Source organism: Arenimonas sp. SCN 70-307 (assembly GCF_001724815.1).
In the GTDB taxonomy this organism is placed as follows: Bacteria; Pseudomonadota; Gammaproteobacteria; order Xanthomonadales; family Xanthomonadaceae; genus Arenimonas.
In genome coordinates, this window is the sequence record NZ_MEDO01000004.1 from 22,732 (window position 1) to 40,094 (window position 17,363).

Genomic DNA, 17,363 nt, shown 5'->3' on the forward strand with positions numbered 1-17,363 from the left:
CCACTGAAACCGCCGGACCCGCCCGCATGCCCCTGCAGATCAGCTTCGAACTCTCCGACCGCGACCTCGCCCACTTCACCCAGGCCATGGAGGCCGCCCGCGCCGCCGCCGCCGGCAAGAGCGCCGACGAGATCATCGCCGCCTCGGCCAAGCTGCTCGAAGGCGCCGGCAAGGTCGAGGTGCCCGACTTCATCGCCGAGCGCCTGGACCGGCTCGACGCCCTGATCGCGATGCTGCGCGACGACGGCTGGCACCTGCCGGAGGAAGACAAGCAGCGCGTGCTGTCGGCCCTGGTCTATTTCGCCGACCCGAAGGACGTCATCCCGGACAGCGTGCCGGTGCTGGGCTACTTCGACGACGCCATCGCCATCGAGATGTGCGTGAAGGACCTCAAGCACGAGCTCGATGCCTACGACGAGTTCTGCGAGTTCCGCCAGGGCGAGGCCGAGCGCCGCGGCCTGGATCCGGCCCAGGTTGGCCGCGCCGACTGGCTCGAGGCCCGCCGCGATGAGCTGGTCGACCGCATGCACCGCCGCCGCAACCGCCAGACCGGCAGCGGCTACGGCGACAGCTCGGGCTACCAGCGCCGCGGCTACACCACGCCCTACCGCCCGGGCATGATCCGCGTCCGCTGAGCCGCGCCCCGTGCAAGGCCCTGACGAAGGCCCATTCCGCCAGCGGCCGGGCCTGGACGCCCTCAACGCCCTCTTGCCCGGCACCGCGCCGGGCAACCTGGGCATCGTGCTGACCGAGCACGGCCACGACTTCCTGCGCGGCACCATGCCGGTGGACGAACGCACCCGCCAGCCATTCGGGCTGCTGCACGGCGGCTCGTCGGTGTTGCTGGCCGAAACCCTGGCCAGCCTCGGCGGCTGGCTGTGCCTGCCGGCGGATTCCGGCCAGCAGCTGGCCGGCCTGGAGATCAATGCCAACCACATCCGCGCCGTCACCGCCGGCCTGGTGACCGGCACCGCGCGCCCGGTCCACGTCGGCCGCGCCACCCAGGTCTGGGAAATCCGCATCGAGGACGCGCGCGGCCGCCTGGCCTGCCTGGCGCGCATGACCGGCGCCGTCATCCGCGCCTGAGCCCGCGTACCCCGGCGTCGGGTGTTTCCCGCGCCGCGCTGTTGCACAATGCGGCCAATGTCGACCTCCCCCGATGCGGCCCGCCCGTCCTCCGACTGGCGCCGACCGCTGCGCTACCTCTGGCGTCTGCCGCTGCTGCTGGTGCACCTGCTGGTGGCGCTGCCGGTGACGCTGCTGCTGATCAACCCCCTCAGCGCGCGCATCGCGCCCGGCGGCGAGCGGCTCGACCACCGCGCCATCCGGCTGTGGTCGGCCGGCCTGATGCGCATCTTCGGTTTCCGCCTGCGCCGCTACGGCACGCCGCTGCCGGGCGCGGTGATGTTCGTGGCCAACCACGTCAGCTGGATCGACATCGAGCTGATGCACAGCCAGCGCATGATGGGCTTCGTGGCCAAGGCCGAGATCGCCCGCTGGCCGCTGGTGGGCTGGCTGGCCAGCCGCGGCGGCACCATCTACCACCACCGCGGCAGCAATGACTCGCTGCACGGCGTGATGCACCAGATGGTGCAGCGCCTGCAGTCGGGCCAGGCCGTGGGCGTGTTCCCGGAAGGCCGCACCACCCGCGGCGACGCGGTGGGCGTGTTCCATGCGCGCATCTTCCAGCCGGCGGTGCTGGCCGGCGTGCCGGCGCAGCCGGTGGCGCTCAAGTACGGCCAGCGCGGCAATGCCCAGACCATCGTCGCCTTCGGCGAGCGCGAGAGCTTCTTCGCCAACTTCGTGCGCCTGCTGGGCGAGCCGGGGCGCGTGGCCGAGGTGCATTTCCTCGAGCCCGTGGCGGCCAGCGAGGATGGCCGCCGGCGCATGGCCGAAACCTGCCGCGAGCGCATCGCCGCGGCGATGGCGGGCTGAGCGGCGATGGCGCACCGGGCCGAGTTCCGCCCGCCGCGCTGGCTGCGCAACCCGCACCTGCAGTCGGTGCTCAGTTCACTGCCGCCGCGCCGCGCCGCCGGCGAACGCGCGCTGCGCCGGCTGGGCGCGGTCACCACCGAGCACGTGGTCGAGGTGGACGACGGCGTGCGCCTGCAGGGTTTCCACAGCCTCGTGCCCGGCGCGGAGCCGCGCGGCCTGGTGCTGCTGCTGCACGGCTGGGAGGGCAGCGCCGAGTCGGGCTACATGCGCCACAGCGCCGCCACCCTGCTGGCGCGCGGCTTCGAGGTGTTCCGGCTCAATTTCCGCGACCACGGCGACACCCACCACCTCAACGAGGACCTGTTCCACTCCTGCCGGCTCGGTGAAGTGGTGCAGGCGGCGGTGGAAGTCTCGCGGCGCTTTCCCTCGCGGCCGATGCTGGCGGCGGGATTCTCGCTGGGCGGCAACTTCGCCCTGCGACTGGCCCTGGCCGCACCCGCCGCCGGGCTGCCGCTGGTGCATGCGGCGGCGGTGTGCCCGGCCATCGACCCGGCCGCCGTGCTCGGCGCGCTCGAGACCGGGCCGCGCTTCTACCACTGGTACTTCATGCGCAAGTGGCGGCGCTCGCTGCTGCGCAAGCGCGCGCTGTTCCCCGAGCGGCACGACTTCGGCGACGAGGTGATGGCGCTGGACATGCGCGGCCTCACCGACTGGATGGTGCGCCGGCACACGGCGATGCCGGGCATCAACGACTACTTCGACGGCTACGCGGTCGCCGGCGGCCGCCTGGCCGCGCTGCAGGTGCCGGTGAGCGTGCTGGCCGCGGCCGACGACCCGGTGATCCCGGTCGACGGCTTCCCGGGCCTGGCCCTGCCGGCGCACTCGCGCCTGGAGATCGCCGAGTTCGGTGGCCACTGCGGCTTCCTGGAGGGCCTGCACCTGGGCGGCTTCGGCGAGCGCTGGGTGGCCGAGCGGCTGGAAGCCGCGGCCTCGGCCGCCGGGGCGGCTACAATGGCCGTTTCCGCGCCTGCCTGAAGAACACGCCCATGCTTGCTGACATCACCGAAGCCCTCGGCCGCGGCGACACCGCCGCCGCCCTGGCCCACGCCCGCGACCTCCTGGCCCAGGAGCCGGGGAACGCCCAGGCCCACCAGCTGCTCGGTGTCGCCCTGCAGCGCACCGGCGACGTCCGCGGCGCCCGCGCCGCCTTCGAGCGCGCGGTCGAGCTGGCCCCCGACCAGGCCGAGCACCGCGTCAGCCTGGCCTCGATGCAGCTGGCCAGCGGCGAGCGCGAGCCGGCCCTGCGCCTGCTGGCCGAAGCCGTGCAGCTCAACCCGAACCTGCTGGTGGCCTACGTGCTGCTGGCCCAGGACGCGCTGGCCAACGGCAACATCGACGAGGCCGAACGCAACCTGCGCCTGGCCCAGCGCATCGCGCCCGCGCATCCGCAGGTGCTGGTGATCGAGGGCTATGTCTCCGACGCCCGCGGCCAGCCCGACCATTCGCTCAAGGCCTTCACCCGCGCGGTGCAGGCGGCGCCCAAGTCGCCCACCGCCCAGCTGGCCATGGGCCGCGCCTACATGGCCCGCGGCATGTGGCCCTTCGCCGAGCAGGCCTTCGCCAACGCGCTGGCCAACGACGCGGCGTACGCCTACACCACGGTGCAGCTGCTGGTGCGCGCGCGCGTCGCCCAGGGCAAGGAAGACGAGGCCTTCCAGGCCGTCGACGAGGCCCTGGCCAAGCGCCCGGGCGATGTCGCGCTGCACGCGCTGCGCGGCCAGATGCACCTCGACCTGGGCCGCGTGGCCACGGCGCTGGAGGACTTCAGCGCGGTGCTCGACGCCCAGCCGGCCGCGCTGCCCGTGCTCGAGACCATGATCCCGCTGATGGTGCAGTCCGGCCGCGGCGCCGAAGTGCTCGCCCGCGCCGAGGCGGCCGTGGCCGCCGCGCCCGGCAACGACGGCGCCTGGCGCCTGCTGCACCAGGCCACCGTCGCCACCGGCGGCGACCCGCTGGCCGTGCTCGCGCGCTGGCGCGAGGCGCTGCCCGGCTCGCTGGCCTGCCTGGAAGTGAACGCCATCCACGAAGAATCGCGCGGCAATTTCGAGGCCGCGCTGCGCCTGGCCGACGAGGCCCTGGCGCGCAATCCGGAGCTGTTCACCAGCAACCTGATCAAGGCCCGCGAGGAAGCGCGCTCGGCCCCCGAGGCCGCGCTGGCGCGCCTGCAGGGCATGCTCGACAAGGCCACCGCCGACCCGGTGCGCCGCGTCATCGAACACGCGCTGGGCACCGTGCTCGACCTGATGGGCCGCCACGCCGAGGCCGCCGAGCGCTTCCGCGCCATGCTGCGCTTGCCGGTGGAGCAGCCGGTGCCGCTGCCGAACGTGCTGCCGGCCAGCGAAGGCACGGCCGGCAGCGCCGGTTCGAGCTTCCTGTGGACCATCACCGGCCTGGACGCGCGCCACCTGCTGGGCACGCTCAAGTCGCGCCTGGGCATCCAGTTCTGCACCGACCGCATCGGCAACCTGATCGCGCCCGACGGTTTCGGCGTGCTGCGCTTCGAGCCCGGCCATCCGGAAGCCGGCAGTGCCGAGCGCTGGCGCCAGTGGCGCGAGGCCCAGGGCCTCGACCCGGCGAAGATCGTCGACTGGATGCCGCACGTGGACGCCCAGAGCCTGGCCGCCCTCGGCGACAGCCGCTGGCTGGCGGTGCTGGTGGATCCGCGCGATGCCTTCCTCAACTGGATGGTGCGCGGCGCCTTCCAGGGCTACGCCTTCCCGGCCGAGCCGGCGATGGCCGCCGAGTGGCTGGCGCGCACGCTCGAGTCGCTGGCCGACCTGGGCGAGCGCGAGCCGGGCAAGCTGGTGCTGGTGCACCTGGACCAGGACGCGGCCGTGGCCGCCGAGACGCTGGAAAAGGCCCTGGGCCTGTCCGAGCCGCTGCCCTCGCTGGTGGGCCGCGACCTGCGCTTCCCGGCCGGCCACTGGCGCCACTACCTGCCGTCCTTCGAGGCCGAGTTCGCGCGCCTGGGCGCGGTGGCCCAGCGCCTGGGTTACCCGGCCGCCTGAGCCTCAGCCGCCGGCCGGCAGGCCGAGCAGCAGCGCCACGCCCAGGCCGATGCGGTACCAGGCGAAGGGCGCGAAGCGGTGGGTGGTGATGTAGCGCAGCAGCCAGCGCACGGCGGCGAAGCCCGTCGCCGTCGCCGCCACGAAAGCCACCGCCAGGCCGGCCCAGTCTTCGTCGCCGGCCTGGCCCTCGAGCAGGGTTTCGAGCAGCGCATAGCCGCTGGCGGCGAACATGGTGGGGATGCCCACCAGGAACACGAATTCGGCGGCGCGGGGCTTGTTGTTCAGGCCCAGCAGCATGGCGATGAAGATCGCCGCCGCCGAGCGCGAGGTGCCGGGGAACACGCCGGCCAGCACCTGGGCCAGGCCCACGGCAACGACGATCTTCCAGGTGACGGTGTCGCTGGGCGGGCCGCGCTCGGCCAGGCGCTCGGCCACCAGCATCCAGACGCCGCCGATCACCAGCGCCCAGGCGATGGGCGTCACCGTTTCGGGCAGTTCCCAGCCCAGCAGGCGCACCGGCAGGCCGACCACCGCGGTGACCGCGAAGGCGACGGCGATCTTGAGCAGGTAGTCGCGCTGCGCCGCCACGCCCCAGCCCGTGGCCAGCTGCCACAGGCGCTCGCGGTAGACCAGGGTGATGGCCAGGATGGCGCCGGCCTGGATCGAGATGTTGAACAGGTCCGAGCGCGCGCCCAGCCAGTGCTGGGCGATCAGCAGGTGGCCCGTGCTGGAGATCGGCAGGAACTCGGTCAGGCCTTCGATGATGCCGAGCAGCAGGGCGTTGAACAGGTCGCTCACGGTGGTCCGGGTCGGGGGCTGGCCGTGAAGCATAGCCGCCTTGCCGGTTGTCGGGCGCGGCGGGGAAAGGCACGGGGTCGGAGGTAATTCGCTGAAGCGAATTACCTCCGACCCCAGGCCTTCGCGCGCACCAACTTGGCGCCAAGCAAGAAATACACGCACCAAACAAGTGCAACCTGGTCTGGCGAATCACGCCATGGCCATTACAAATCAAGCACTTGGCGAACCCCGTCCCCTTGGCACACCCCTTGCAACCCTCCAGCATCCCCAACCCCGCCGGAGCCCTCCCATGCCGTACAGCCACATCGAGAAACTGATCAAGGACCACGCCATCGAGTTCGTGGACCTGCGCTTCGCCGACCTGCGCGGCGTGCAGCACCACGTCACCTTCCCGGTGTCGATCGTCGAGCCGGCGCTGTTCGAGGACGGCAAGATGTTCGACGGCAGCTCGATTTCCGGTTGGCGCGGCATCAACGAGTCCGACATGATCCTGCTGCCGGATCCGGACACCGCGGTGCTCGACCCGTTCACCGCCGACCCGACCCTGATCCTGACCTGCGACGTGCTCGACCCGGCCACCATGCAGGGCTACTCGCGCTGCCCGCGCGGCATCGCCAAGCGCGCCGAGGCCTTCCTCAAGGCCAGCGGCGTCGCCGACCAGGCCTTCTTCGGCCCCGAGCCCGAGTTCTTCATCTTCGACTCGGTGCGCTGGGCCAACGAGATGGGCAACACCTTCTTCGAGGTCGACTCCGAGGAAGCGCACTGGAACAGCAAGAAGAAGTACGAGGGCGGCAACTCCGGATACCGCCCGGGCGTGAAGGGCGGCTACTTCCCGGTGGCGCCGACCGATTCGCTGCACGACATCCGCGCCGAGATGTGCAAGCTGCTGATGGCCGCCGGCCAGGAAGTGGAAGTGCACCACCACGAGGTGGCCAACGCCGGCCAGTGCGAGATCGGCACCAAGTTCAACTCGCTGGTGAAGAAGGCCGACGAGCTGTTCATGCTCAAGTACATCGTCAAGAACGTGGCGCACCGCAACGGCAAGACCGCCACCTTCATGCCCAAGCCGCTGGTGGGCGACAATGGCAGCGGCATGCACGTGCACCAGTCGCTGGCCAAGGGCGGCGTGAACCTGTTCACCGGCGACGGCTACGGCGGCCTGTCGCAGCTGGCGTTGTGGTACATCGGCGGCATCTTCAAGCACGCCCGCGCCATCAACGCCTTCTCCAACTCGGGCACCAACAGCTACAAGCGCCTGGTGCCGGGCTTCGAGGCGCCGGTGATGCTGGCCTACTCGGCTTCCAACCGCTCGGCCTCGTGCCGCATCCCCTACGTGGCCAACCCGAAGGCGCGCCGCATCGAGATGCGCTTCCCGGACCCGATCCAGTCGGGCTACCTGACCTTCACCGCGCTGATGATGGCCGGCCTGGACGGCATCAAGAACAAGATCGACCCGGGCGCGCCGAGCGACAAGGACCTCTACGACCTGCCGCCGGAAGAAGAGAAGAACATCCCGACCGTCTGCCACTCGCTCGACCAGGCCCTCGAGGCGCTGGACAAGGACCGCGAGTTCCTCAAGGCCGGCGGCGTGATGAGCGACGACTTCATCGACGGCTACATCGCGCTGAAGATGCAGGAAGTGACCAAGTTCCGCGCGGCCACCCACCCGCTCGAGTACCAGCTGTACTACGGCGTCTGAGCCTCCCCCACGAGCCAGTCGGACGCCAGCGGCCCGGGCCACCCCCCGGGCCGCTGCTTTGATGGGGCCAGGGAACATCGACGTTTCAGGCAAAGGCTTGAAGCGTTAATGTTCCCTGGCCCCATTTTCCTGCCTGCCCCCGAGGTTCCCGATGCTGAAGTGGCTTCGCAAATCCTTCGTGTGGCTGCTGGCGCTGTTGGTGGGCTACGTGCTGCTGGTGCAGGTGCTGCGCTGGATCGCCTTCGGCGAGGAGGAGCGCGCCGCGCTGGCGCTGATGGAACCGCTGCCGCCGCCGCCGGCGGGCGAGGGCGGCTTCAAGTACCTGGCCTTCCCGGACCTCGACATCCCGGCGGACGAACTCGACGCCGCGCTCGCGCGCGACCTGGCGGCGTTCGGCGAGTGGCATGCCGGCGCCGCCGACCGGATGACGATGCGCGGCGAGTCCAAGGAAGTGTGGGAGTCGCCGCTGAAGGCTGATTACCCGGCGCGCGCCGCGCTCAATCTGCCCAAGGGCGCCTGCGACATCAACGAACCCGACTGCCTGGCGGTGATGCGCGGCAACGAACCGGTCGTGCGCGAATGGCTGCAGGCCGAGACCGTCCGGCTCGACCTCGCCGAGCGCGCGCTGGCGTCCGACCACCTCGCCAATCCCTACCCGCTGGCCATCGACTCACCGCTCGCCGGCTTCCAGATGTTGCGCCTGCCGCTCAATGCCATCGCGCTGCAGGCCCTCGACGGCGACCTGCCCGGCGCACTTGATCGCGCCTGCGGCCTGCTGGCCGCCGAGCGCCGCTTCTTCGCCCAGGACGGCATGCTGATCGACAAGATGGTGCACGGTGCCCTCATCGAAGGCGCCGCCGGCCTGGTGCTGGGCCTCCGCCGCGCCGACCCGGCCGCGCCGATGCCGGCGTCCTGCGCGCAGGCGCTGGCGCCGGTGGTGCAGGAGCATTACCTGGCCTGCGGCGCCTTCAAGCATGAGTACGGCATGGTGGCCTCGGTCTCGCGCCAGGTCGATGGCGGTGGCCGCGAGGGCTGGCATCCGCGACAGGCCGTGATGCGCTGGACCCTCACCAGCGAGCGCCTGATGCGCGGCTGGAGCGCCACCCACTTCGCGCCTCTGTGCAGCGACGAAGGCAAGGCCGCCATCCTCGCCGGCGACGTGCCCGTGGCCTCCTTCGTGCCCTCGGACTTTGCCTCGGTCGACTTCTGGGCCGCGCCCTTCAGCCGAACCCTGGCCGACATCGCCGCACCCACCTACGACCGGTACCAGGACCGCCTGCTCGACCACGCCGCCTCGCTGCGCCTGCACCTGGCCGCCATCGCCGCGGTCGGCGGCGAGCTGCCCATCGACGCCGTGCCGGAAAACGCCGCCTCGCCCGGCTACACCCTCACCGTCGAGGACGGCCACTGGGTGCTGCCGCTGCGCCTCGCGCCGAACAACACGAGCAACCCGATCCGCATCGCGCTGCCGGAGTAAGCCATGCCCCAGGTGATCAAGCTGCCGCTGCCCGTCGTGCCGGACACCGCACCCATCGCCGCCGACCGCGTCCTCGCCGGCGAGCCCGTGCAGGACACCTGGCTCGAGTTCGCCGACGAGGCCAGCGGCTTCTACGTCGGCCGCTGGCGCTGCACGCCGGGCAAGTGGCGCATCGCCTACACCGAGCGCGAGTACTGCCTGCTGCTGTCGGGCGTGAGCGTGCTCACCGACGAGGACGGCCAGGCCACCACCCTGCGTGCCGGCGACGCCTTCGTCATCCCGGCCGGCTTCCGCGGCACCTGGGAAGTGCTCGAGACCACCACCAAGCGTTTCGTCATCAGCGAACCGCCGGCGGGCTGAGCCCGGAGGGGGCTTGCACCCTCCGAAACCACTGTGCATACTGTGCATATAACAGCAGCACAGTAAGCCCGCGCCCATGGAATTGCTCCTGTCGGCCAGCGACCCGCGGCCGATGTACCAGCAGATCGTCGACCAGGTCACCGCCAGGGTGATGGCCGGCGATTGGGCCCCCGGCCAGGCCCTGCCCTCGATCCGCGAACTGGCGGCCGACAGCGGCGTGAGCGTGATCACGGTGCGCCGCGCCTACGAGGAGCTCGAGCGCGCCGGCGTCATCGCCACCCGCCAGGGCAAGGGCTCGGTGGTGGCCGAGCGCGCCGACCTGCCCGGCGTGCTGATGCACGAGGAACTGCGCCGCCAGCTCGAGGCCCTGCTGGCGCTCGCCGCGCGCCTGGGCCTCGACCGCGACGAACTGCACCGCCTGCTCGACGCCGCCGACGACGCGCGCACTCCCACCCCGCCAGGAAACACGCCATGACCCCCGCCTTTTCACTCAGCGGCATCAGCAAGCGCTACCCGCAGTTCGCGCTGCAGGACATCAGCCTTTCGCTGCCCGAGGGGCAGGTGATGGGCCTGGTGGGCGTGAACGGCGCCGGCAAGACCACGCTGCTGCGCCTGCTCACCGGCCTGGCCGCGCCCGATGCCGGCGAGGTGCGCGTGCTCGGCCACCGCCTGCCCGAGGGCCAGGTGGCCGCCAAGCGCGAGATCGGCTTCGCCTCGGAAGACATGCGCCTGTACCGCACGCAGAGCCTGCGCTGGCACATGGACCTGGTGCGCCGCGCCTTCCCCGGCTGGGACGCCGACTACGCCGCCGCCCTGGTGCAGCGCTTCGACCTGCGCGCCGACCAGCCCCTCGATGGCTTCTCGCACGGCCAGCGGGTCAAGGCCCTGCTGCTGCTGTGCCTGGCCCGTCGCCCGCGCCTGCTGCTGCTCGACGAACCCACCACCGGCCTCGACCCGGTGGCGCGCATCGAGGTGCTCGAGGCCCTGGCCGACGTGCTGCGCGACGAACGCCGCAGCGTGCTGTTCTCCTCGCACAACACCCACGACGTGGAGCAGCTCGCCGACGCGATCACCTTCGTGCACCAGGGTCGCCTGGTGGCCAGCGACGACAAGCACGCCTTCATCGACCGCTGGCGCCGCCTGCTCTGCCAGGGCACGCCGCCCGACGGGCTGTCGGCCTGGCCGGAGCTCGCCAGCGTGCGCACCAGCGGCAGCCTGGTCGAGCTCAAGGTGCGCCAATGGCGCGACGACCTGCCCGCACGCCTCGCCGCCAGCGGCCTGCAGGTGCAACGCGACGACCCGATGGCGCTCGAGGACATCTTCATCACCGCCGTTCGTTCGGGAGCCGTGGCATGAACCTCAACCTCCCCGTGGTGCGCCTGCTGGTGCTCAAGGACTGGCAGCTGTTCCAGAAGCAGCTGGCGCTGTACGTGCTCGCCGGCTTCGTGGCGCTGTGCTTCATCGGCCTGGGCAAGCCCTGGGCCTTCTACGTGGGCTCGCTGATGCTGATCATCGTGATGGTGGCCAGCGCCTGCTTCTCGATCTCCACCTCGCTGCTGGTCGAGCGCAAGGACAAGACCCTGGCCTTCGCCATGAGCCTGCCGGTGTCGCCGCTCGACTTCACCGCCGCCAAGCTGGCGGGCAACCTGCTCACCTTCGCCGTGCCTTTCGTTGTCATCCTGGCCGGCACCGTGGGCGTGGTGCTGGCCACGCCGCTGCCGGACGGGCTGGTGGTGTATTCGCTGCTGGTCTTCGCCTGGATCGGCTTCGCCTTCGCCGTCTCGCTCGCCGTGGCGATGTCGGTCGAATCCGAAGGCTGGGCCACCTTCGCGATGATCGGTTCGATGGTGCTGATCAATCCCTACCTGATGGCGCTCGGCCAGGTGCCGGCCATCCAGACGCGCATCGCGCAGGACGCGATCGTGTGGACGCCCGAGGCCCTGGGCCTGCTGGCCGTGCTCGGCGGGTTGGGCCTGCTGGTGCTGGCGGCCACCGCCTGGCACCACGCGCGCAAGCCGGCGTTCTACTGAGCCGTGGCCGAAGGCGAAAACGCGCGGCTTCACTACTTCGACCACCTGCGCGCGCTGGCCATGCTGGCCGGCGTGTTCTTCCACGCCGCGCTGGCCTACAGCCCGCTGATGCAGCCCTGGTGGCCGCCGGCCGACCGCGCCACGCTGCCGGCGGTGGACCTGGTGGCCTGGGGCCTGCACCTGGTGCGCATGCCGCTGTTTTTCCTGGTGGCGGGCTGGTTCGCCGCGCACCTCATCGCGCGACGCGGCGGCGCGGCGCTGGCGCGCCAGCGATTGCGGCGCATCGGGCTGCCCTTCCTCGTCGCCTGGCCGCTGGTGGCCTGGTCGCTCTCCGCCAGCACGGGCTGGGCGGCGATGCACGTCGAGCACTCTTCGGCCGTGCTCGCCCTGGTGCGCGAGTGGATGCAGCAGCCCGACCCGCCCTCGCCGCCGCCCGGCACGGCGCACCTGTGGTTCCTGTACTACCTGCTGCTGCTGTCGGTGCTGCACTGGGTGGCGCGCACGCTGGAACTGGGCCGCCGCGCCGCCGCGCTGCTGCAGCGCCACCCGGCCTGGGTGCTGCTGGGCCTGCCCTTGCTGCTGCTGCCGGCGCTGGCGTCGGTGAGCGCCCCGCACCCCGCGCCCGAGGGCCTGCTGCCCACGTTCTGGGCACTGGGTTTCTATGGCGCGTTTTACGCGTTGGGCGTGCTTCTCCAGGGCCAGCCCGACTGGCTGGCGCGCCTGGCACCGCTGTCGAAATGGCTGTGGGCGGGCATCGCCGTCGCCTACCTGCTGTTCCTGCGCGGGCTGGCCAACGCGTCGCCCGCGCCCACCGCCTCGTGGCCGATCGCCGCGCTCGAAGCGGTGCTGGCGACCTGGCTCACGCTGGCCTGCCTGCTCGCTGGTCGGCGCTGGCTCGACCGGCCCAGCGCGCCCATGCGTTACCTCTCGCAGGCGTCCTACACGCTCTACCTCGTGCACTTGCCGCTGCTGTTCGCGCTGCAGTACGGGCTGATGGACCTCGGATGGAGCGCCGGCGCCAAGCTCGGGCTGTCCTGCGCGGGCACGCTGGCCGGCGGCCTGCTCGTGTACCAGCTGACGGTGCGGCACACGCCCCTGGCCCGCTTCATCGGCTGAGCCGCGCCCAGGCCGCGCGGCTCCACTATGCTTGGGCGATGACGCCCGACGCGCCACCGCTGGACCAGCTCGCCACGCCCGTTGCCTGGCTCGACGCCGAGGGCCGGCTGCAGGGCTGCAACCCGGCCTTCGCCAGCTGGCTGGGCATCAGCGCGCGTCGCCTGCAGGGCGTGGCGCTGGCCGAGCTCGACGCCGAGGGCGGGCGATTGTCGGAGCTGCTGCCGCGCTTGCCGGCTTCGGGCGAGGCGCTGCGCGTGCGCCGCGGCCGGCTGGCGTTTCCCGGCGCCGCCGAGCATTTCGCCGAGCTGTGGCTGGCGCGCACCGCGGACGGCGGCATCTGCCTCGAGGCGCACCCGGCCGACGAATTCCCCGGCGAAGATCCCGCCACCGCACTGCCGGCCGCGCTCTCGGCCGCGCTCAAGGGGCTGGCGCACGAGATCCGCAATCCGCTGGCCGGCATGAAGGGCGCGGCGCAGCTGCTGGCGCGCCGCGTCGAGGGCGAGGATTCGCGCGAGCTGGTGGAGCTGATCGGCAGCGAGGTCGACCGCCTCGCGGCCCTGGTCGAGCGCCTGATGAACCCCGCGCCGCCGCGCGAATTCGCGCCCACCAACATCCACGCGGTGCTCGAGCGCGTGCGCCAGCTGGCGGAGGCCGAAGCGGGCTGGTCGGTGAAGCTGGTGCGCGACTTCGATCCGTCGCTGCCCGAGTTCCAGGGCGACGCCGACCGCCTGGTGCAGGCGCTGTGGAACCTGGTGCGCAACGCGCTCGAATCGGGTGCGTCCACGGTGGCGCTGCGCACGCGCGCCGAGCACCACGTGCTGATCGGCGACACCGCGCACAAGCTCGCGCTGCGCGTGGAAATCGCCGACGACGGCCGCGGCGTGCCCGAGGACCTGGCCGAGCGCATCTTCCTGCCGCTGGTGTCCGGCCGCGCCGAAGGCACCGGCCTGGGCCTGCCGCTAGCGCAGCAGGTGGCGCGCGAGCACCGCGGCTCGCTGGGCTACCGCTCGCGCCCCGGCCACACCGTGTTCACCCTGCTGCTGCCCGTTCCCGACGCCCCGGAGGAGACCGAATGAACACCATAGCCGCGCCGCGCTCCACCTTCGTCAACGTCGTGGGCTGGGTGTTCCTGGTGTTCTCCGGGTTGGGCGTGCTGGTGGGCCTGCTGCAGAACCTGATGATCCACACGATCTTCCCCGCGGACATCTTCGAGCAGATCGCCACGCAGCAGCCCGAACCGGGCATGCCGCCCTACGTGCAGTGGATCTTCGGCCATATCAAGCTCTTCTTCGCGCTGGGATTGCTGCTGTCGCTGGCTCATTTCATCGCCGCGCTCGGCCTGCTGCGCCGCTGGGGCTGGGCGCGCTGGCTGTTCATCGGCCTGATGGCCTTCGGCATCGTTTCCAGCCTCGGCGGCCTGGTGCTGCAGGCCTCGATGATGTCGGGCATGTACGAGCAGTTCTCGGTGCTGCACGACGGCGGCCGGGGGCAGATGCCCGACATGCGCGCCTTCTTCATCGGCATCGGCGTGTTCTCGGCGCTGATGTCGCTGGCCTTTTGCGTGCTCTACGGCTGGATCATCAAGCTCCTGCTGGAGCCGGCGGTGGCGGCGGAGTTCCGCGCCGCTCAGGCCGTGTAGTCGAAGGCCAGCTGCTCGTCGCCGCGGCGCCAGAGCGCGCGGCCCGGCTGCACCGCCAGCCACCAGGTCTGGGTGGCGCCCACCGGGCGCGGCGAAGCGAAGCCCTCGGGCAGCAGCAGCGCCGTGCAGGCACCGTGCGCCGGGTCGCGCACCGAGCGGTAGCGGATGGCGCCGAGGTTCGCCTCGCGCGCGCAACGCGCCAGCGCCTGGGTGTGGCGGTAGTCGTCGGGCGCACTCCAGCGCGCCGCATCGGCCGACAGCGGCGGGCGACGCAGGTCGATGGCAGACGTGGCGATGCTGGTGCGGAAGGCGGTCTGCGCCACCGGCTCGAGCCGCGTCAGGCCGCTGGCGTCGGCCAGGAAGCGCGAGCGCCAGTAGCCGATCTCGGCGCAGGCGGTGGCCAGCCGGTCGGCGCCGTAGAACACGCCCGGTTCGCCGGCGGCGCGAAAGCGCGAGCCACTCGGCAGCGGCGGATAGCGGAAGGGCGTTGCCAGCAGGTAATGCAGCCCGCGCGCCGCGGCCGGCAGCGGCGGCTTGGCCGCCTCGAGCAGCTGTTCGAGCAGGCGCTGCTCGGCCGCCGAGTCCACCAGCTTCAGGGTCGAGGCCTCGTGCTGGGCTTCGACCACGCGCCAGGCGCTGCCGCGCCAGGCCCGCGCCTCAGACGCGAGCGCGGTGGGCGTCCAGGTAGTCGGTGACATGCACGAGGCCGCGCGGGCTGAGGATGAGCTCGCGCGGGCGGCCGTTGAGGCCGGCGTTGTCGCCGTCGAGCCAGGCGCGCGCGGCTTCCTGCCCGCCGGTGATCGAGTCGAGCGAGCGGAACAGGCGCACCAGCAGCAAGGCCAGCTCGCCGGGCTTGGAATCCGGTTCGAGCCGGTAGCTGCCCTGGTGCAGGCGGGTCACCGTGGCCTGGCTCAGGCCGAGGATGCGGCCCAGGGCCACGTTCGGGATGCCCAACTGGGCGGCGGCCCGCGACACGGCCTTGGCCAGCACGGCGGCGGCTTCCGGGGCGGCGACGGTTTGCGGTTGGCTGCGCATGCGGCCTCCTTTCCTGAGAAACAATGCTCCAGTTTCGTTTCTCAGGCAAGTCCGGGGCCAGAAGGCCCTTACCGGAGCTGGGACCAGAGGTAGAAGCCGCCGAGGGCGCCGAAGACGATGGCGAAGACGACGAGCTGCTTTACCAGGTCCTTGACCATCGTCTGGCGGGCGGTCGGCAGGGGTGGGTAGTGCCGGGCGACGCGGGCCTCCACCTCCCCGGCCAATTTCGCGGGCGAGCCGCGCTGGCCGACATGCAGGTCGTCGAGCGGGGCGCCCGGCCCCCAGCCGTCCTCCGGCGGGAGCAGTTCGTCCTCGATCAGCAGGCTGGCCCGGTAGCGGCGGCCCATGACCAGTTGGACCAGCAACACCGTCTCGGCGGACAGGCTGCCCTGGCCGCCGAAGGACAGCAGCGTGTCTCCCGCCTCGGTCGCCCCCTCCGGCAGATCGGCAGGATCCACCCCGGACAGCGGCTGGACGGCATAGTTGAATCCGCTCGGTTCGCCATCGACCACCACGGGCACCCAGCCCCCGACGTCCTGGTCCAGGGCAAAGCCCGCAGGGAAGTCCATCGCCACGCCGGTTTCCGCAATGTCGGCCGCCAGCTGCGCGACGGTGGGAAGGGCGTCCTTGCGGACGATCAGGGCGCTGTCGACGCTCATCAGAGGAACTCCACCGGGCGGGTTCGCCGGAGTGTAATGGACGGCCAGCGCTTGCACTATGATGGTGCAAACCAAGTCCGCCGGGGCCCGCCATGGCCACCCGTTCCGCCCGCCTCTGGGTCGTCGACGACGACCGCACCGTCCGCATCGTGCTGGCCCAGGCCCTGCGCGACGCGGGCTATGCCGTGGGCGCCTTCGAGGGCGCGCGCGAGGCGCTGGCCGCGCTCGACGACGGCGAAACGCCCGACCTGGTGTTCACCGACGTGCGCATGCCCGGCGTGGACGGCCTGGCCTTCCTCGACGCGCTCAAGCAGCGTCGGCCGCAGCTGCCGGTGGTGGTGATGTCGGCCTACACCGACGTGGCCAGCACCGCGGGTGCCTTCCGCGGCGGCGCGCACGAATTCCTGTCCAAGCCCTTCGACCTCGACGAGGCCGTGGCCCTGGTCGAGCGCGCGCTGCCGGCGCCGGCAGACGCCGCCGCACGCGACGAGCCCGCGAAGGCCGGCGGCGACGAACTGGTCGGCGAAGCGCCGGCGATGCGCGAACTCTTCCGCGCCATCGGCCGGCTCGCCCAGGCGCCACTGAACGTGCTGGTCACCGGCGAAACCGGCACCGGCAAGGAGCTGGTGGCGCGCGCCCTGCATCGCGAATCGCCGCGCGCGCGCAAGCCCTTCGTCGCGCTCAACACCGCCGCCATCCCGGCCGAGCTGCTCGAGAGCGAGCTGTTCGGCCACGAGGCCGGCGCCTTCACCGGCGCGCAAAAGCGCCACGTCGGCCGCTTCGAGCAGGCCGACGGCGGCACGCTTTTCCTCGACGAGATCGGCGACATGCCGGCCTCGCTGCAGACGCGCCTGCTGCGCGTGCTGGCCGAGGGAGAATTCTTCCGCGTCGGCGGCCGCGAGCTGATCCGGGTGGACGTGCGCGTCATCGCCGCCACCCACCAGGACCTCGAGGCCAAGGTGCGCGACGGCAGCTTCCGCGCCGACCTGCTGCACCGCCTCGACGTGGTGCGCCTGCGCCTGCCGCCGCTGCGCGAGCGCAAGGCCGACCTCCCGGCGCTGGCCCAGCGTTTCCTGGCCCAGGCCGCCGACGGCCTGGGCACGCCCGCCAAGCGGCTCGCGCCCGCCGCGCTCGAGCGCCTGCAGCGGCACGACTGGCCCGGCAACGTGCGCGAGCTGGAGAACCTGTGCTGGCGCCTGGCCGCGCTGGCGCCGGGCGACACCATCACCGCGCGCGATTTGTCCGGCGCACTGCGCGTGGAAACCGGCGCCTCCGCGGGCAACTGGCAGCGCGAGCTGGCCGACGAGGCGCGCGCCGCGCTCGCCCGCGGCGAGCCCGGGCTGCATGCGCGCCTGCGCGAAACCTTCGACCAGGTGCTGCTGGAAACCGCGCTCGAACACAGCCATGGCCACCGCCAGCAGGCCGCCGAAGCCCTGGGCCTGGGCCGCAACACGCTCACCCGCAAGCTCGGCGCCACCCGCCGTCGCCGCAAGCCCGCCGATTCGCCTTGACCGCGCTTTAAGGCGCGCCGGCGCATGCTCGGCCGC

At 72.0% G+C, this 17,363-nt stretch carries 19 protein-coding genes; 15 read left to right on the forward strand and 4 right to left on the reverse strand.

The window, feature by feature from the left end; genetic code table 11:
• The first annotated feature begins 26 nt into the window (after positions 1-26).
• The 5 genes from ABS41_RS02730 to ABS41_RS02750 are packed head-to-tail and all read left to right on the forward strand — an operon-like array spanning position 27 to position 5,003.
• On the forward strand, positions 27-635 hold the full coding sequence (locus tag ABS41_RS02730; protein ID WP_290590198.1) for a YkvA family protein: 609 nt from the start codon (positions 27-29) through the stop codon (positions 633-635).
• 52 nt (positions 636-687) lie between these two features.
• Positions 688-1,086, forward strand: a complete 399-nt coding sequence (locus tag ABS41_RS02735; protein ID WP_290590388.1) for a hotdog fold thioesterase — start codon at positions 688-690, stop codon at positions 1,084-1,086.
• Positions 1,087-1,143: 57 nt separating this feature from the next.
• Positions 1,144-1,935, forward strand: coding sequence for a lysophospholipid acyltransferase family protein (locus ABS41_RS02740; protein ID WP_290590201.1), 792 nt, complete (start codon positions 1,144-1,146; stop codon positions 1,933-1,935).
• A gap of 6 nt (positions 1,936-1,941) precedes the next feature.
• Positions 1,942-2,970 carry an alpha/beta fold hydrolase gene (locus ABS41_RS02745; protein WP_290590204.1) on the forward strand — a complete coding sequence of 343 codons (1,029 nt, stop codon included), beginning with the start codon at positions 1,942-1,944 and terminating at the stop codon, positions 2,968-2,970.
• 11 nt (positions 2,971-2,981) lie between these two features.
• On the forward strand, positions 2,982-5,003 hold the full coding sequence (locus tag ABS41_RS02750) for a tetratricopeptide repeat protein (protein ID WP_290590207.1): 2,022 nt from the start codon (positions 2,982-2,984) through the stop codon (positions 5,001-5,003).
• A 3-nt stretch (positions 5,004-5,006) separates the two neighbouring features.
• On the opposite strand, the gene ABS41_RS02755 is transcribed toward ABS41_RS02750, so the two are convergent.
• Positions 5,007-5,801 carry an undecaprenyl-diphosphate phosphatase gene (locus tag ABS41_RS02755; RefSeq protein WP_290590210.1) on the reverse strand — a complete coding sequence of 265 codons (795 nt, stop codon included), beginning with the start codon at positions 5,799-5,801 and terminating at the stop codon, positions 5,007-5,009.
• A 289-nt stretch (positions 5,802-6,090) separates the two neighbouring features.
• Here ABS41_RS02755 and glnA point away from each other — a divergent pair, with 289 nt between their 5' ends.
• The 9 genes from glnA to ABS41_RS02800 all read left to right on the forward strand — a co-directional run bounded on the left by glnA (position 6,091) and on the right by ABS41_RS02800 (position 14,122).
• On the forward strand, positions 6,091-7,500 hold the full coding sequence (gene glnA / locus ABS41_RS02760) for a type I glutamate--ammonia ligase (RefSeq protein WP_290590212.1): 1,410 nt from the start codon (positions 6,091-6,093) through the stop codon (positions 7,498-7,500).
• A gap of 151 nt (positions 7,501-7,651) precedes the next feature.
• Positions 7,652-8,977, forward strand: coding sequence for a hypothetical protein (locus tag ABS41_RS02765; RefSeq protein WP_290590214.1), 1,326 nt, complete (start codon positions 7,652-7,654; stop codon positions 8,975-8,977).
• 3 nt (positions 8,978-8,980) lie between these two features.
• Positions 8,981-9,337 carry a cupin domain-containing protein gene (locus tag ABS41_RS02770; protein WP_290590216.1) on the forward strand — a complete coding sequence of 119 codons (357 nt, stop codon included), beginning with the start codon at positions 8,981-8,983 and terminating at the stop codon, positions 9,335-9,337.
• 76 nt (positions 9,338-9,413) lie between these two features.
• A complete protein-coding gene (locus tag ABS41_RS02775) occupies positions 9,414-9,812 on the forward strand; it encodes a GntR family transcriptional regulator (RefSeq protein ID WP_290590219.1) in 399 nt (132 codons plus the stop codon).
• Positions 9,809-10,693 carry an ABC transporter ATP-binding protein gene (locus tag ABS41_RS02780; protein WP_290590222.1) on the forward strand — a complete coding sequence of 295 codons (885 nt, stop codon included), beginning with the start codon at positions 9,809-9,811 and terminating at the stop codon, positions 10,691-10,693. The genes ABS41_RS02775 and ABS41_RS02780 overlap by 4 nt, the downstream gene beginning before the upstream one ends.
• On the forward strand, positions 10,690-11,367 hold the full coding sequence (locus ABS41_RS02785) for an ABC-2 transporter permease (protein ID WP_290590225.1): 678 nt from the start codon (positions 10,690-10,692) through the stop codon (positions 11,365-11,367). Before ABS41_RS02780 ends, ABS41_RS02785 begins: the two co-directional genes overlap by 4 nt.
• A 3-nt stretch (positions 11,368-11,370) precedes the next feature.
• A complete protein-coding gene (locus tag ABS41_RS02790; RefSeq protein ID WP_290590228.1) occupies positions 11,371-12,483 on the forward strand; it encodes an acyltransferase family protein in 1,113 nt (370 codons plus the stop codon).
• A 38-nt stretch (positions 12,484-12,521) separates the two neighbouring features.
• Positions 12,522-13,559 carry an ATP-binding protein gene (locus ABS41_RS02795; protein ID WP_290590231.1) on the forward strand — a complete coding sequence of 346 codons (1,038 nt, stop codon included), beginning with the start codon at positions 12,522-12,524 and terminating at the stop codon, positions 13,557-13,559.
• Entirely contained in the window at positions 13,556-14,122 is a 567-nt protein-coding gene (locus ABS41_RS02800; RefSeq protein WP_290590235.1) for a hypothetical protein, read from the forward strand. The genes ABS41_RS02795 and ABS41_RS02800 overlap by 4 nt, the downstream gene beginning before the upstream one ends.
• Here the strand turns inward: ABS41_RS02800 and ABS41_RS02805 are convergent.
• The 3 genes from ABS41_RS02805 to ABS41_RS02815 all read right to left on the reverse strand — a co-directional run bounded on the left by ABS41_RS02805 (position 14,110) and on the right by ABS41_RS02815 (position 15,816).
• Complete coding sequence (locus ABS41_RS02805) at positions 14,110-14,820, reverse strand: RES family NAD+ phosphorylase (protein ID WP_290590238.1); 711 nt, start codon at positions 14,818-14,820, stop codon at positions 14,110-14,112. The genes ABS41_RS02800 and ABS41_RS02805 overlap by 13 nt on opposite strands.
• The gene (locus ABS41_RS02810; protein WP_290590241.1) at positions 14,780-15,157 is read right to left on the reverse strand and encodes an antitoxin Xre-like helix-turn-helix domain-containing protein; all 378 of its coding nucleotides are present in this window, start codon (positions 15,155-15,157) and stop codon (positions 14,780-14,782) included. The genes ABS41_RS02805 and ABS41_RS02810 overlap by 41 nt, the downstream gene beginning before the upstream one ends.
• Positions 15,158-15,225: 68 nt before the next feature.
• Positions 15,226-15,816, reverse strand: coding sequence for a hypothetical protein (locus ABS41_RS02815; protein WP_290590243.1), 591 nt, complete (start codon positions 15,814-15,816; stop codon positions 15,226-15,228).
• A 92-nt stretch (positions 15,817-15,908) separates the two neighbouring features.
• On the opposite strand from ABS41_RS02815, the gene ntrC reads away from it, so the two are divergent.
• On the forward strand, positions 15,909-17,327 hold the full coding sequence (gene ntrC, locus ABS41_RS02820) for a nitrogen regulation protein NR(I) (protein ID WP_290590246.1): 1,419 nt from the start codon (positions 15,909-15,911) through the stop codon (positions 17,325-17,327).
• The last annotated feature ends 36 nt before the right edge of the window (positions 17,328-17,363 follow it).

Coding starts and splice junctions, on each gene's coding strand:
- ABS41_RS02730 (WP_290590198.1), top strand. CDS start 27: ATGCCCCTGCAGATCAGCTTCGAACTCTCCGACCGCGACCTCGCCCAC.
- ABS41_RS02740 (WP_290590201.1), top strand. CDS start 1,144: ATGTCGACCTCCCCCGATGCGGCCCGCCCGTCCTCCGACTGGCGCCGA.
- ABS41_RS02745 (WP_290590204.1), top strand. CDS start 1,942: ATGGCGCACCGGGCCGAGTTCCGCCCGCCGCGCTGGCTGCGCAACCCG.
- ABS41_RS02750 (WP_290590207.1), top strand. CDS start 2,982: ATGCTTGCTGACATCACCGAAGCCCTCGGCCGCGGCGACACCGCCGCC.
- glnA (WP_290590212.1), top strand. CDS start 6,091: ATGCCGTACAGCCACATCGAGAAACTGATCAAGGACCACGCCATCGAG.
- ABS41_RS02765 (WP_290590214.1), top strand. CDS start 7,652: ATGCTGAAGTGGCTTCGCAAATCCTTCGTGTGGCTGCTGGCGCTGTTG.
- ABS41_RS02770 (WP_290590216.1), top strand. CDS start 8,981: ATGCCCCAGGTGATCAAGCTGCCGCTGCCCGTCGTGCCGGACACCGCA.
- ABS41_RS02775 (WP_290590219.1), top strand. CDS start 9,414: ATGGAATTGCTCCTGTCGGCCAGCGACCCGCGGCCGATGTACCAGCAG.
- ABS41_RS02780 (WP_290590222.1), top strand. CDS start 9,809: ATGACCCCCGCCTTTTCACTCAGCGGCATCAGCAAGCGCTACCCGCAG.
- ABS41_RS02785 (WP_290590225.1), top strand. CDS start 10,690: ATGAACCTCAACCTCCCCGTGGTGCGCCTGCTGGTGCTCAAGGACTGG.
- ABS41_RS02795 (WP_290590231.1), top strand. CDS start 12,522: ATGACGCCCGACGCGCCACCGCTGGACCAGCTCGCCACGCCCGTTGCC.
- ABS41_RS02800 (WP_290590235.1), top strand. CDS start 13,556: ATGAACACCATAGCCGCGCCGCGCTCCACCTTCGTCAACGTCGTGGGC.
- ABS41_RS02805 (WP_290590238.1), bottom strand. CDS start 14,820: ATGTCACCGACTACCTGGACGCCCACCGCGCTCGCGTCTGAGGCGCGG.
- ABS41_RS02810 (WP_290590241.1), bottom strand. CDS start 15,157: ATGCGCAGCCAACCGCAAACCGTCGCCGCCCCGGAAGCCGCCGCCGTG.
- ABS41_RS02815 (WP_290590243.1), bottom strand. CDS start 15,816: ATGAGCGTCGACAGCGCCCTGATCGTCCGCAAGGACGCCCTTCCCACC.
- ntrC (WP_290590246.1), top strand. CDS start 15,909: ATGGCCACCCGTTCCGCCCGCCTCTGGGTCGTCGACGACGACCGCACC.